The organism is Bartonella jaculi, from assembly GCF_039543045.1.
Classification (GTDB): Bacteria; Pseudomonadota; Alphaproteobacteria; order Rhizobiales; family Rhizobiaceae; genus Bartonella; species Bartonella jaculi.
Genome location: NZ_BAABIZ010000003.1, coordinates 60,910 through 76,096 on the forward strand (window position 1 = coordinate 60,910; position 15,187 = coordinate 76,096).

Annotated in this window: 10 protein-coding genes; 6 read left to right on the plus strand and 4 right to left on the minus strand. The window is 37.6% G+C overall.

All coding sequences use genetic code 11. The features are described from left to right. Positions 1-63: 63 nt before the first annotated feature. From ABD915_RS02270 to ABD915_RS02280, 3 genes are all read left to right on the plus strand, one after another. Complete coding sequence (locus ABD915_RS02270) at positions 64-297, plus strand: BolA/IbaG family iron-sulfur metabolism protein (protein ID WP_345114584.1); 234 nt, start codon at positions 64-66, stop codon at positions 295-297. Positions 298-396: 99 nt separating this feature from the next. Further along, positions 397-729, plus strand: a complete 333-nt coding sequence (gene grxD, locus ABD915_RS02275) for a Grx4 family monothiol glutaredoxin (protein ID WP_345114587.1) — start codon at positions 397-399, stop codon at positions 727-729. A gap of 67 nt (positions 730-796) precedes the next feature. Then, positions 797-2,047, plus strand: a complete 1,251-nt coding sequence (locus ABD915_RS02280) for a multidrug effflux MFS transporter (RefSeq protein ID WP_345114590.1) — start codon at positions 797-799, stop codon at positions 2,045-2,047. Positions 2,048-3,001: 954 nt separating this feature from the next. Here the strand turns inward: ABD915_RS02280 and parC are convergent. Together parC and aspS are read right to left on the minus strand one after the other, a co-directional pair. Beyond that, entirely contained in the window at positions 3,002-5,251 is a 2,250-nt protein-coding gene (parC, locus tag ABD915_RS02285; RefSeq protein ID WP_345114593.1) for a DNA topoisomerase IV subunit A, read from the minus strand. Positions 5,252-5,890: 639 nt separating this feature from the next. Beyond that, the gene (gene aspS / locus ABD915_RS02290; RefSeq protein ID WP_345114596.1) at positions 5,891-7,684 is read right to left on the minus strand and encodes an aspartate--tRNA ligase; all 1,794 of its coding nucleotides are present in this window, start codon (positions 7,682-7,684) and stop codon (positions 5,891-5,893) included. 137 nt (positions 7,685-7,821) lie between these two features. Between aspS and rnd the strand changes: the two genes are divergently transcribed. After that, the gene (gene rnd / locus ABD915_RS02295; RefSeq protein ID WP_345114599.1) at positions 7,822-8,973 is read left to right on the plus strand and encodes a ribonuclease D; all 1,152 of its coding nucleotides are present in this window, start codon (positions 7,822-7,824) and stop codon (positions 8,971-8,973) included. A 641-nt stretch (positions 8,974-9,614) separates the two neighbouring features. On the opposite strand, the gene ppx is transcribed toward rnd, so the two are convergent. Both ppx and ABD915_RS02305 read right to left on the minus strand, forming a co-directional pair. Continuing rightward, a complete protein-coding gene (gene ppx, locus ABD915_RS02300; RefSeq protein WP_345114602.1) occupies positions 9,615-11,126 on the minus strand; it encodes an exopolyphosphatase in 1,512 nt (503 codons plus the stop codon). A 6-nt stretch (positions 11,127-11,132) separates the two neighbouring features. Beyond that, the gene (locus ABD915_RS02305) at positions 11,133-13,313 is read right to left on the minus strand and encodes an RNA degradosome polyphosphate kinase (RefSeq protein ID WP_345114605.1); all 2,181 of its coding nucleotides are present in this window, start codon (positions 13,311-13,313) and stop codon (positions 11,133-11,135) included. Between the two features lie 270 nt (positions 13,314-13,583). Here ABD915_RS02305 and ABD915_RS02310 point away from each other — a divergent pair, with 270 nt between their 5' ends. Beyond that, positions 13,584-13,832 (plus strand): zinc-finger domain-containing protein, encoded by a 249-nt coding sequence (locus ABD915_RS02310; protein ID WP_345114608.1) that lies wholly within the window; start codon positions 13,584-13,586, stop codon positions 13,830-13,832. Between the two features lie 33 nt (positions 13,833-13,865). Continuing rightward, positions 13,866-15,119, plus strand: coding sequence for an FAD-binding protein (locus tag ABD915_RS02315; protein WP_345114611.1), 1,254 nt, complete (start codon positions 13,866-13,868; stop codon positions 15,117-15,119). Positions 15,120-15,187 lie beyond the last annotated feature (68 nt).

Here is a 15,187-nt window from a genome sequence, read left to right on the forward strand (position 1 = left end):
TTTTTCGTTTTTCTTGACTATATGCTACTCTTATAAAAAATTAACAAACAGAGGAGAATAATCATGGCAATGAGTGCCCGTGCAATTGAAACACTTATTCGCGAAGGTATTCCCGATGCAACTGTGATAATCCGTGATCTCGCTGGCGATGGAGAACACTACGCTGCAGAAGTTATTTCTGAAAGCTTTCGCGGTAAAAGCCGTGTTCAGCAGCACAAAATGGTTTATGATGCTCTCAAAGGCAATATGGGAAACGATCTGCATGCTTTAGCATTACAAACAAGTACTCCCAAATAATTTTAAAATTTCTTCTTGCATTCATTCACTCAATACGATTAGAAAATAATACGAGCACAAATGCACACTTCCAAAAATTTGCACTATGAAGGATTATCAATGACTACTGTTCATGATTTTATTGACAACGAAATTAAAACAAATGATGTCGTTTTATTCATGAAAGGAACGCCTGACGCTCCACAATGTGGCTTTTCTGGGCAGGTCGTTCAAATTCTTGACTATTTAGGGTTAAATTATAAAGGAATTAATATCTTAACTTCTAACGAATTGCGCCAAGGGATCAAAGACTATTCAAATTGGCCAACAATTCCGCAGCTCTATATCAAAGGTGAATTTGTAGGCGGCTGTGATATTGTTAAAGAAATGTTTCAAAATAATGAATTGCAAGAGCTGCTAAAGGAAAAAGACGTTCCTTGCAATAAATCGTAGATATCTCTCATTTTATTCGCTTCTTATAGAACCGTGTTCAGTCGAAACTTTTATTTAAAGGATGCATATGTCATATTCAGTCGACGAACAAAAGCATAGTGATGCGATTAGAAAAAAAATTGGCTATAAAGAATTTGTTATCCTCATTGCCTCACTCATGGCTGTTAATTCTATAGCTGTTGATATTATGCTGCCAGCCATGCCTAACATTTTAAACAGTTTAAATGTTACCAATGAAAATGATCAACATTATATCATTTCTAGTTATCTTATCAGCTATGGCGTCACACAGATATTTTTTGGTCCTATAAGCGATCGTTATGGGCGACGTAAACTTATTCTTATTGGTCTTGCTTTTTATTCATTTACAGCGATTGGCTGTGCATTTGTATCTAATTTTTCTCTTTTGCTTATTTTGCGTATCTTGCAAGGTATGGGAGGAGCTGCTATGCGCGTGCTCACAGTTTCCGTTGTACGTGATCTCTATAGTGGTCGGAAAATGGCAGAAGTGATGTCTATCGTGATGATGGTTTTCCTTATTGCACCAATGATTGGACCAGCAACAGGACAGATCATTTTACTGTTTGGAAACTGGCAATTTATTTTTATATTCATGGCAATTATTGGTTTAGGACTGATGATTTGGATTCAACTGCGCTTACCTGAAACTCTTTATGCACAACGCTCTCTTTCCTTTTCTTCGGTCAAACATAATTTATGGATTGTGATAACCAATCGTACAACACTTTGCTATACACTAGCAACTTCCATTATTTTAGGCTGTATCTTTACCGCCGTTAATACATCGCAACAAACATATGAAGGCATCTATAATCTAGGACTTTGGTTCCCTATTGCCTTTGCAGTCGGTGCTGCATTTCAAGCTCTATCATCATTCTTTAACTCTCAACTTGTTGGACACCTTGGAATGCGGCGTATTGCTCACGCGATGCTTTTACTCTTTTGTATCACTTCATGTGTATGGTTTGTTGGCTCCATCTTAACAGATGGTATTCTTCCTTTTCCTTTTTACATGCTGTTATTCTGTATACTGATGTTTGCCTGCGGTGGTATTATGGCAAACTTCAATACACTCGCTCTTGAACCGGTAGGAGAAATAGCTGGAACGGCGTCATCTATATCTGGTTTTCTACAAACATCTATTGGTACAGGTCTTAGTTTTTTTATTGCTCAACAGTTTAATGAAACGACCATCCCTAATTCAGCAGGATTTTTCTTTCTTAGTCTCATTGCCATACTCCTCGTCTTATGGGCTGAACGTGGACATCTTTTTAAGCAATACAATAATCCTGAATAAACGCCGTTATTAAAAAGGTTGAAATATCCTCAATAGGGGCTATAGCAAAACCAAATCATATAGCGTTCTTTTTTACGCCTTTATAAATTTAAGCTTTGTATAGCACGCTTCCTAATCTAGAAGGCCACTAAAGCATAGACCAGCAATCCCATAAAAGTAGAAGCTTTGTATTCAACCGCTAGAAGCCATATCTGAAATGGTTTGTTATTAAAGAACCCTTCGATAAGATAGCATTCTTTGTAAAGGTATTCAGTATCATTCTACGATGTTTTCTTGTCTAAGTGAAAAAGGAGAACCGAAATATAATTTTGCGTCCACTCACCTTTTCTTCGTACATCTAAAAATAATTATTATCAGAAAAACTTGTGTATTCTAATCGCCTTTAACACACTGAAATACTTGAGTTATCTCACCCCAAGCTCCCTAAAGCGAAAACAAAACGTAAAGATCCGCCCCTAAGGAATCCACCACAGCATGCCTCTTGGTGGTAAATTTTCTTTGTTTCTCCCCAAAACTTCCTTTTTATGCTGGTTTTATCTCTAAGCTTGGTCAAAGGATGAACCCAGATAAATGAGTATCAATCTTCACCAATGTCTCCATCATAATCCATAGTCCTTGGTAAGTGCTTGCGAAAACGGAGGAGAAATCCTTTTTTGATACTAGGATATAAGCTTTAGGAATTAAGTGTCATTTACCTTTGGATAAGGAGAAGTTCTCACGACATCACCACCTTCTACAAAATAACAGAGAAAGTTTTTAGTCCTCACACACATCCCAAAAACTCATCTTCAATGAAGATCAAATATTTTGCCAATTGCTAACGCTTGATGTCATATTTTTTGTTGGATAACATGCCTATTCTTTAACAAATGGAACATTCTCACTCCTCCACCTTTGATCTCAAATCTCGTGAAGCATAGAACTTAAGAGTTAAATATATTACATAATTTAATTTTAATTGGTAAATTTTCCTGATTTCGGAAATCCTTTCGGAACAACACGTCCACCTCCAGCACGTGTTCCCATCCACTCAATGAGATCACTAGCTTGACGATTAAAACACCGTTCAGCTGTATCTTGCCAGGTTAATCCCTCTGATAAATTAAAGGTTTTGGCATCAACAACACCACCCTCTTTGTAACGTTGTAAACGAACACCTTTACCGCGACTCATTTCTGGTATTTGTTCAATAGCAAAAACAAGCATTTTGCGATTTTCACCAACCACTGCAACATGATCACCGTTTACCGGAACGCAAAGCTTTACTTTATCAGGAAACTTTACATTCATAACCTGCTTCCCTTTTCGTGTATTGGCAATCACTTGCGCCGCAGGAACAATAAAACCATTTCCATAGGATGAAACTAAAAGCAGTTTTTCCTGCGCATTATGCACGAAAGCTGTAAGAATATCATGCTCATCATCCATATCGACCAAAATACGAATTGGTTCACCATGCCCCCGTCCTCCAGGCAAACTATTTGCACTAATAGAAAAAAACTTTCCACCCGTACTTATCACTGTAATCTTATCTGTAGTGAAGGCTGGAAATGCTAGCTTTAAGCAATCGCCTTCTTTGAAAGAAAGTGCTTTGTAATCACTCAAATGTCCCTTCAAAGCGCGCATCCATCCCTTTTCAGAAATAACAATAGTGACCGGTTCTTTTTCAATCATTGCCTGATAAATATCGTCAATATCATGTCTTGGCGCTTCTTCAAATGTTGTACGCCTTTTCCCTAAGAGGGTTTCAGGACTAAAAATTTTACGAACTTTTATTATTTCTTCGGAAATCATTTTCCATTGCTTTGTGCTAGAATCTAATAAATTTTGCAGTTTTTCCTTTTCCAACTTCAGAGCTTCAAATTCTTTGCGAATTTCAAATTCTTCAAGCTTACGAAGAGAACGCAACCGCATATTAAGAATAGCTTCAGCTTGATTTTCTGTTAATTTAAAACGGTCAATTAATTCCTTTTTCGGTTCATCCTCTTCACGAATAATCCGAATGACCTCATCAAGATTCAAATATGCGATAAGATATCCATGGAGAATTTCTAACCGACGATCAATTTCATCAAGACGGTAATGAGAGCGACGAACAAGCACTTCTTGACGATGTTCAAGCCACTGTTGCAAGCTTTGGCGCAAAGAAAGAACATTTGGCACTTTTCCCAAAGACAAAACGTTCAAATTTAGAGGAAATCTTACTTCAAAATCCGTTAATTTAAAAAGGGACTCCATAAGGAGTTCAGGATCAACGGTACGATTTTTAGGAACCAGCACAATGCGGATATCTTCTGCTGATTCATCGCGAATATCCTCAAGCATTGGTAATCGCCGTGCAAGCAGTAATTCTGCTGTTTTCTCAATAAGACGTGACTTTTGAACTTGATAGGGAATTTCAGTAACGATAATTACATAAGAACCACGGCTACCAGTTTCTTGATGCCAACGCGAACGCAACCGAAAGAATCCACGCCCTGTACGATAAGATTCCTCAATACTCTTTTTAGGCTCAACCAAAATACCACCTGTGGGGAAATCAGGCCCAAGCACGAACTGATTTAATTCCTCATCATTCGCATCAGGATGAGCAATCAAATGCAACGCAGCATCACATAATTCAGCAGCATTATGCGGTGGAATAGACGTTGCCATACCAACAGCAATACCGGATGAACCATTCGCTAAAAGATTAGGAAAAGCTCCCGGTAAAACAACAGGCTCTTCATCTTCTTCATTATAGGTTAAACGAAAATCAATGGCGTTTTCATTAATCCCCTCAAGCAGCAACGCCGCCACTTCAGTCATGCGTGCTTCCGTATAACGCATAGCAGCAGCATTATCACCATCAATATTACCAAAATTACCTTGTCCATCAACCAATGGATAACGAACCGCAAAATTTTGAGCCAAGCGCACTAATGCATCATAAATAGAGGCATCACCATGAGGATGAAACTTTCCCATTACATCACCCACAATCCGTGCGCACTTAGCATAGGATTGTTCGGGATTAAGTTTAAGCAAACGCATCGCATGAACAATACGCCGATGCACTGGTTTCAACCCATCACGCACATCAGGTAATGCACGGTGCGTAATAGTAGAAAGAGCATACGCCAAATAGCGCTCTTGCAAAGCAGAACGTAATTCTATTGACTCAATGTGTTCTTTATCAAAAGGTAAAATCATTTTATCAGACATAATATTAGGATAAACATTCCCCAAATAACGAGCAATTATTCTATAAGATTTATTAAATGCAATATTTTATAAGTCGAATATTTTTATTAAAAATAGACCATATAAAAACAAACATTACGATTTAAACATGAATGAAAAATTATAGCAATTTGAAAAGTTTATGTGCGTGCTTTACACTCTATCTTAGCAAAATATAGGAATCTATGCGTTAAAAGAAAAGACTTTTTTAAAGAACAATAAAACACCATTTTTAAGAAAATAATATAAAAGACATCTCTATCCTTAAAGCTATCAATTAGTAATTTTAGGACATAAATAATATTTTTCTAATTTAAAATTGATAAATATATAATATAATTAAAAGTATTATGCGATTCATCTAAAAAAATATAAGTAAAATAATAGTTTACACTCTATTAAATTACAAACTATAATTAATATTATAAAATCAGATATATATTAATAACAAAATATATCCATAACTTCTTTTACAGTGTTAAAGGGATTTAAAAAACATATATCTGAGTTTATTATACATAATATAGACATCATGTCATTTAAAAGCATGAAATTTTAATACACGCAGAAAAAATGCCCCCCCATCCACAATCAATATTTATTAACTATCTTTAGGCAAATTTACGAATTGTTTTTGGTGGCAGGAGAAACTCGGATCCCTAAATCACGCAATTGCGCAGCAGAAACATCAGATGGAGCACTCATCAAAAGATCAAGCGCTTGCTGATTCATAGGAAATAAAGCAACCTCACGTAAATTTTTTACGCCTTGCAAAAGCATAATAATACGGTCAACACCAGCCGCCATACCGCCATGCGGTGGAGCCCCATAATGAAACGCACGATAAAGGCCACCGAAACGATCTTCGACCACTTCTTTAGAAAGACCAGCAAGCTCAAAGACCTTAAGCATCATTTCTGGAGAGTGATTACGGATTCCACCTGATGCAATTTCATAACCATTGCAAACAAGATCATACTGAAAAGCTTTAAGAGTAAGAGGCTCTTGGCAATCGAAGGCACTTTTTCCACCCTGAGGCATTGAAAAAGGATTATGTGCGAAATCCAGCTTTTTTTCATCTTCATTCCATTCAAAAAATGGAAAATCAACAATCCATGCTAAAGAAAAGCAATCCCGATCGACAAGGTCTAATGCTTCCCCTACACTTGTACGCGCAGCTCCGGCAAAAGATGAAAACTTTTTTGGGTCTCCTGCAACAAAAAAACAGGCATCACCACTTTCAAGTCCAAGCTGAGTACGGATCGCTTCAGTCCTCTGTTCACCAATGTTTTTAGCGATAGGTCCTGCTCCTTCAAGCTTTCCTTTCTCTTCACGCCAGAAAATATAACCAAGCCCTGGTTGTCCCTCACCTTGTGCCCATACATTCATACGATCACAAAAAGCACGGCTTCCACCCGTTTTAGCCGGAATAGCCCACACCTGTGCATTTTTATCATTCGCTAAAATCTGAGAAAAAACTTTAAAACCAGAATCACAAAAATGTTGAGAAACATCTTCCATAATGATTGGATTGCGTAAATCAGGTTTATCAGAGCCATATTTTCGCACTGCTTCATCGTATGAAATACGAGGGAAGCTTTGTGTCACAGGCTTTCCATTGGCAAATTCTTCAAACAGAGAACGCATAATGGGTTCCATCGTTGCCAAAACATCTTCCTGCTCAACGAAACTCATTTCAACATCTAATTGATAAAATTCACCTGGAAGACGATCTGCCCGCGGATCTTCATCTCTAAAACAGGGAGCAATTTGAAAATAACGATCAAAACCTGACATCATCAACAACTGTTTGTACTGTTGAGGTGCTTGCGGCAATGCGTAAAATTTTCCCTGATGAATACGACTTGGAACCAAAAAATCACGTGCACCTTCAGGGGATGATGCAGTTAAAAGTGGCGTTGTAAATTCTGTGAAACCATTATCCTGCATGTACCTCCTGATAGCAGCAATAATTTCGGTGCGCCGCATGATATTTTTGTGCATAGTTTCGCGACGTAAATCAAGAAAACGATACTTCAATCGAATATCTTCTGGATAATCAGGTTCACCAAAAACAGGGAGAGGAAGTTCATCAGACTTCGAAAGAATTTCTACCTCTTTTGCAAAAATTTCAATTTCGCCCGTTGGAAGGTTTGTATTAATCACCTCATCAGAACGTGCACATACTTCTCCATCCACACGAATGACCCATTCAGACCGTACATTTTCGATCATTTCAAAAGCTGGCGAATCAGGATCAGCAACAATTTGTGTGATTCCAAAATGATCACGTAAATCTACAAAAAGGATTCCGCCATGATCACGAACACGATGAACCCATCCCGAAAGACGAACTTGTGTTCCTACATCACATTTACGAAGAGCCGCGCAATGATGACTGCGATAACGGTGCATAGTTTTTGCCTTTGATTATAACATTTAACATGCGCTACAAACCCTTTTTAGCAACCATTTGTCAAGATATGAGGATTAAAGACTCGAAAAAAAAGTCAATAAAAGACAAATTTAATTTATCTGGTTATAATAAAACGATGAATCTTATTACACAAACAAAAGATCTTGAAATTACACTTGCCGCTTTACGCGCATCTGATTTTGTAACAGTAGACACTGAATTTATCCGTGAAACAACTTTTTGGCCTCAGCTATGTTTGATCCAGATTGCATCACCAGATCTTACAGTGCTCATTGATCCAATGGCACCCAATATTGATCTACAACCATTTTTTGACCTCATGGCAGATAGAAATATTGTTAAAGTTTTTCACGCCGCACGCCAAGATATCGAAACGATTTATCATCTTGGAGGTATCATTCCTTATCCCCTCTTCGACACCCAAATAGCAGGATCAATCTGCGGATTTGGTGATTCTATTTCCTATGATCAAATTGTAGAACGCTGCACAGGTCATCACATTGATAAATCATCTCGTTTTACAGACTGGAGCTACCGTCCTCTTTCCGAAAAACAACTACTCTATGCTCTTGCCGATGTAACCTATCTAAGGGACGTTTATCTCCTATTGAAAAAACAGCTAGAAAAAAACAAACGCACACACTGGATGGACGACGAAATAGCTATCCTGTTAACACCCAAAACCTACGATATGCCCGAAAATGAGGCATGGAAAAAGGTGAAAGGAAAAGTTAAAAAGAAACGTGAGCTTGCCGTATTACAAAAAATAGCAGCTTGGCGTGAACGTGAAGCACGAAGATATAATGTTCCGCGTCGTCATATTATGAAAGATGAATCCCTAATCGAAATCGCAATCCAACAACCAAAAGATGAATCTGCATTGAAACGTTTGCGCAGTCTTAACAAAAACTGGGATAAACTCTCAATCACGCAGACTTTAATCGCAGCTATCCATGAAGGCTTCGAGGTAGATCTTTCTACTTTACCTGCCCTTCCTAAACATAATCCACACAATGATACAACAACTGCTGTAATCGATCTTCTTAAAGTACTCTTAAAACTCGTTGCAAACGAAAACGGCATTGCACCGAAAATTATTGCGTCTTCCAATGATTTAGAAAAAATCGCCAATGGGTGTATGAAGAAAAATATCCCTGCTATGAATGGTTGGCGCTATGAAATATTTGGTCAAAAAGCCGAAGAAATGCTAAAGGGTGAAATAGGATTTTATTTTAGCAAGGGAAGAATAAATACCAAAAAGCTTTAATTTATAAAAAAATTTAAACTATTTGTATTCTGAGATTAAGACAACAAAATATTATAAAGAATATTCCCTATCTTTGTTTAGTATAAAATTGCGCAAAATTCAAAACAAGCAAAATTTTGTAACTTCATCTGCAAACTAAAGCGATTTTATTTAAAAGAATGTAGAAGAGTTTTAGAAAATTTTGAGCACTCTCTTCGCAGAAAAATTGTTAAACTACTCGTTTTTATATTAATATTTTTATATTAATAACTTTGAGAAAATGCGCTCCATAGCCAATATAAATATGGTAAAGAAAACCTGCTGAAATTTTAAAACTTAATATTTGATCAATATTTGTTGGAGAACAGTTACTGAATTTTAGTTAAAGCCAATCAGATACCAATCCGAGTATAGAAAAAAATCTAGAAAAACAGAAAGCTTTCAATTCCCAAATATGGTTTTCATAACAATAGCTTTCAAAAATAGCAGCTTGCTTTGCATGCAAGCGAGGAAGGTGTAAACCTCACATTGTCATATCATGAAAGATGCATACCTGATCAAAATCGCAACTCCATAAAAAAATGAATTTGCATAGCAACAAAATAGGCAAAGAAGCATACCATAAGCTAGGAATGAACTCCTACAACTTAATAGGAAAAAAATCAGAAAGTCTCAAAAGCAAGAGGTAGCTTTATTATTTTTGACAATTTCTTCAAACGCCCGAGGGGGCGTTCCCCTAATAAATCAGCATAACGTCTTGGGATGTGTAATACAATATGATCTGTTTTTTTATGCCACGATAAGTGAGGTAGAATTCCTGCGGTCGAAGCGCTAAAAAGATTAGCAATACGCATAGTTTCACCGAGAATGCGTGCTTTTTCAATGATATTTTTGGTTGCTAATTGAAAAATGGAGGGAGATTCTTCTTCAATAAGCGAACCCGTATTGCGAAAAAAAACAGCGAGTGCAGCATAAAGGCGCCCCTCATGAGAAATTCCCGAATAAGATCCGAGTGCTATCTGATTAGCGGCTTCATTACCTCGATAATCTGGATGTATACGCCAACCAATATCTGCCAGAAGACAGGCAGCTTTACGGTAACGGCATTCATTTTCCGTTTCTGAAATTCCAAAAACTTCAAAGGCATTAGACGTGAAATCAATGAGTTCTTCTGCCTGCTTTGGTGAACGCGCCCGTAGAATAGCTATTTCCGTACATGCCGCAATGAGAGGATCTGAACTACGAATCTCCTGCGGCAATCGTGAATAAAGAAATCCCTCACGGACTCCAGCACCAGAAAAGATTATCTTTTCAACCCCCATACACTGAATAAGTTCAATAAGAACGATCGCCCCATAAGACAAAAGTTGACGACGATTCTGTGAAACAGCTGAAATTCCTTTCATATTATCAATACTGCCACTTGCTACAAGACGCAAGAAATCCTCCATCTCAACTGCATCAATTTCATAGCCATGCATAACAGGAAGCCGATAATGTTTGGTTGCCATATGAAGTTTTGCCAAATTACGCCACGTCCCTCCTACTGCGTAAAAATAGCGTGCCATACCTTTATAAACGTCAGCAGATTTACAAAACTGCTCACGTGCAATTTTTGCAGCCTCAGCAATATCATTATTTGACATATGCTGTAACCGTAAACCACCTAACGGCAGAGTTATTCCTTTACCTACATCAGAATTATCAATATCAATAAGTTCAAGACTTCCGCCCCCAAGATCACCAGAAAGACCCTTTGGCTGATAAAAAGTAGAAATAACCCCATAGGCTGAATAAACAGCCTCTTCACTCCCTGAAAGGAGGTATATTTTATTTTGTAAGATATTTTCAGCATTTTGAATAAATGCTAACCCATTTTTTGCTTCACGCGCTGCTGCTGTTGCTAAAGTGTAGACCTCATCTGCACCAATCTGTTGACAAAGCGCACGAAACCGTTTCAGTGTTCGCAATGCCATTTCTATCGATTTTTCTTCTAAAAATCCATTTTTTGCAACACCTTGACCAAGACCACAGAGAATCTTTTCATTAAATAAAACTGTTGGTGAACGAACAAGACCTTCATAAACAACAAGTCGAACAGAATTTGAGCCAATATCAATAACGGCGATAGGTTTACGCCCTTTTAGCCGACCCTGAGCATTGATATATGTCATAAGATTTCAGTCTTTACGCATTTCAGCCCGCTGCCGATGCAACGCAATCAAATGTGAAGCGGAAGACCCAAAAGATTTTTTACAGCCCAAAAGACCTGCATTGCTCATAAAATACTCCTGCGCATTAAATGGACTCTCACCTTTTTGCGGTGTTATATGTCTCGATGTTCCGTTATTTAGTATATCAAAGCTTTGTTGATTATCAATAATATTAGCCAACATAATTTGTAAAAGAATCTGCTGACGAACAATTTTATTAAAAACTGGAACCAATATTTCAACACGATGGTCAAGGTTACGAGGCATCATATCAGCGGATCCCAAATAAACAAGCGCATCTTCACTAGGTAAATCTCTACCATTACCAAAACAAAAAATCCGGCTATGTTCAAGAAAACGCCCTACGATTGATTTTACACGAATATTATCCGAAATTCCTAAAATACCAGGGCGTAAACAACATATGCCACGCACGACCAGATCAATCTGCACTCCTGCTTGACTGGCACGATACAAAGCATCAATAATTTCAGGATCAACTAATGCATTGACTTTCATCCAAATAGCAGCAGATCGCCCTTGTTGCGCATTGGTAATTTCTTCCTCAATATGCTTCAAAATACGACTGCGTAATGTTAAAGGCGAAAAAGCAATCTTCATTGCTTCATTTGGACGCACATATTGAGCGATATAATTGAACAGTAATGCAACATCATGGCCAATATCATCGTCAGTAGTAAAGAACGAAAGATCAGTGTAAATTTTAGCATTAATTGGATGATAATTGCCAGTTCCAAGATGAACATAAGAACGATGACGTTTTCCTTCACGCCTCACAACGAGTGACATCTTAGCGTGTGTTTTTAATTCAATAAAACCAAAAACAACTTGAACACCCGCACGTTCAAGATCACGTGCCCAACGAATATTCGCTTCCTCATCAAAACGCGCTTTAAGTTCTACCAAAGCGGTCACCGATTTTCCCTGTTTGGCAGCATCAATCAAAGCGCTAACAATTGGGCTATCATTCGACGTGCGATAAAGTGTTTGTTTGATTTCAATAACATCAGGGTCATGAGCTGCCTGACGTAAAAATTGTACAACAACATCAAATGATTCATAAGGATGATGAACCACGATATCATTTTCACGAATAGCCGCAAAACAATCACCATTATGCTCACGAATACATTCAGGGAAACGAGGAGTATAAGGTGCAAATTTTAGGTCATCGCGTGAAATAGAAACAATCTCTGATACCATATTAAGCGCTAAGAACCCATCGAGAACATTTATACAATCATCAGGAACTGCAAGACTATTCGTTATAAACTGACGTAGGTTCTCTGGCATTTTTTCATCAAATTCAATTCGAATAACCTGTCCGCGACGACGCCTTTTAAGCGCAGTTTCAAAAAAATGAACAAGATCTTCAGCCTCTTCTTCTACTTCAATATCACTATCACGAATCACCCTAAATGTACCAATTCCATCGACTTGATATTCAGGAAACACATGGCTCATAAAAAGGCTCATAACATCTTCAGACGCAATAAAACGAAAACTCTTGCCCTCTCGAGGAAGGGAGATAAAACGTCTCAAAACAGTTGGAAGAGGCAACAACACTATGAGTGCGTGTTGACCAGCACATTGAGACAATTGCAGAGCAAATGAAAGCCCTAAATTAGGAATAAATGGAAAAGGACCAGCAGGATCAACCGGAAAAGGTTTTAAAACAGGAAAAATCGTATCAAGAAAATATTTTTCAAGCCATGACTTTTCAAGTTCTGAAAGCCCAGTAGGACAAATAATTTCAATATTATTCTGTTTTAATTCATGACGTAACACACTCAATTCTCGCAACTGATTAGCCTGCAAATGCGAAGCATCAGCTAAAACAACATCAAGTTGCTCTTGCGGTGTGTGCCCATCTGCACTGCACGCTGTAACTTTAGCACGAATTTGAGCAACAAGACCAGCAACACGAACCATAAAAAACTCATCAAGATTTGTTGCTGAAATTGAAAGAAATCGCACCCGTTCTAATAAAGGATACTTCGGATTAGCGGCTTGCATCAACACGCGATTATTAAATTGTAGCCATGAAAATTCTCGGTTAATAAATCGCGCCGGATTTTTCATTGTTATATCCGACATAAAAATCTGATCTGTCACCTTTTGTTCCATATATTCTAGCTAATCTTCCTTTATATTCTCCAAAATCCTTATGGTTAAATATCCCACATAACGCTTTACGATAGGTTACCGTCATCACAACCTATCCATGAAAAGTATTTCTCACAAAATTTACATTTTAATATCTTAAAACACTTGGAAATATTCCCACTCGTAAATTATCTTTAAAATCATCTTGCATTATAATAATCTTTATTACAAACTGATGAATATAGGTCAAAATCATGCCTTATCAGGCAATTTATCCGGAGTTTTTACACCATGGCTGATCACAACATTCCCCATTTTCAAAATGACCTAGGATATAAAACAATCGAAATTGGTGCAAAAGAATTCATGTGTGTAGGTGCCACACAACCCTTTGATCACCCCCATATTTTTATCGATATGGGATCAATGGATGAAAAAATTTGTCCTTATTGTTCAACGCTTTATCGCTATAATCCTTCACTGCAATACAATCAAACAAACCCACCAGGCTGTCTCTATCACCCAAGCAATCCACTATAATGCATTCTCTGCTTTTTCCATATGAAATAACCAATGAACCAATCACCAATCATCGTCGGAGCAGGGATTGCGGGATTAAGCTCTGCTTTAGCACTCGCCCATAAAGGAATAGCAAGCACCATTGTCGAAAAATGTCCACAGCTTGAGAGTGTGGGCGCTGGTATTCAACTCACTCCAAATGCGACATGTATTCTTGATCGCTGGGGAATTCTCAGCAAACTCATCGAAGTAAGTATAACACCACATTTTCTTCAGTTAAGAGATGGGATATCTTTAAAAACGCGTCTGCACGTTGATCTGATTAATTTATCAGAAAAAAATTGGAAGGCCCCTTATATTACAATTCACCGAGCTAACTTACAAAAAGTTTTACAAAATGCTGTTACTGAAAATCCTCTTATCAAATACAAAACAGGTGAGGATGTTGTTTCGTTTACCCAAACAAAAACCAGCAGCATTAACATAAAAACAATAAAGACTGATGTAGCAACTGAAACACAACAACACCAGCTTTATTCAACATCTCTCCTTATCGGATGCGATGGAGTTTGGTCGACATTACGGAAATTAGCTCCTTTTCATGAAGAAGCAGATTTTAGCGGATTTATTGCTTGGCGCGCAACAACAGAACTCAAAAATCTTCCTAAAAGTTTTTGTTTTTTATTACAAAATATAAAAACAATTACTGCTTGGATGGGGCCTAAAAATCATCTTGTTGTCTATCCCATTCACTCATCAGAAAACGTTTTGAATTTTGTAGCTATTACGCACGGAAAAAATTCAGAAAAAGGATGGGCTCAAAAAGGCAACAAAGAAAAGCTTAAATCTCTTTTTAGAGATTGGAATCTGCAAATCTTGCAGATCTTTGACCATATTGATGAATGGACCTATTGGCCGCTTTTTGAAATGAAACACGATCGTTTTTTAGGCTTAGAGCGGCAAGTGCTTGTGGGTGATTGTGCTCACGCAGCCTTACCTTTTGCAGCACAAGGTGCTGCCATGGCAATAGAAGATGCTGCCACATTAGCTGAAACGCTTTCTGCTAAAGATCTTTCATTGACAAAAGCTCTTTCGCTTTACGAAACAATACGAAAACCCCGCATTGCAGCGGTGAAAAAACGTGGAAACCTCAACAGAGTTGCCTATCATGCAACTGGTCCCATTGCAATTGCACGGAATCTTATCATGAAAATTCGTACTCCAGAAAGTATTATGTCTAGCCTTAACTGGCTTTATACGTATGACGCTGTGAACGTAACAAAAAACGAAATAAAAAATGTACGGTAAAAACTTATAAAATTTAAAAACTTCAGATTATTTTGATTCTCATAGATAAAGTGAGCTGAAATTTCTTG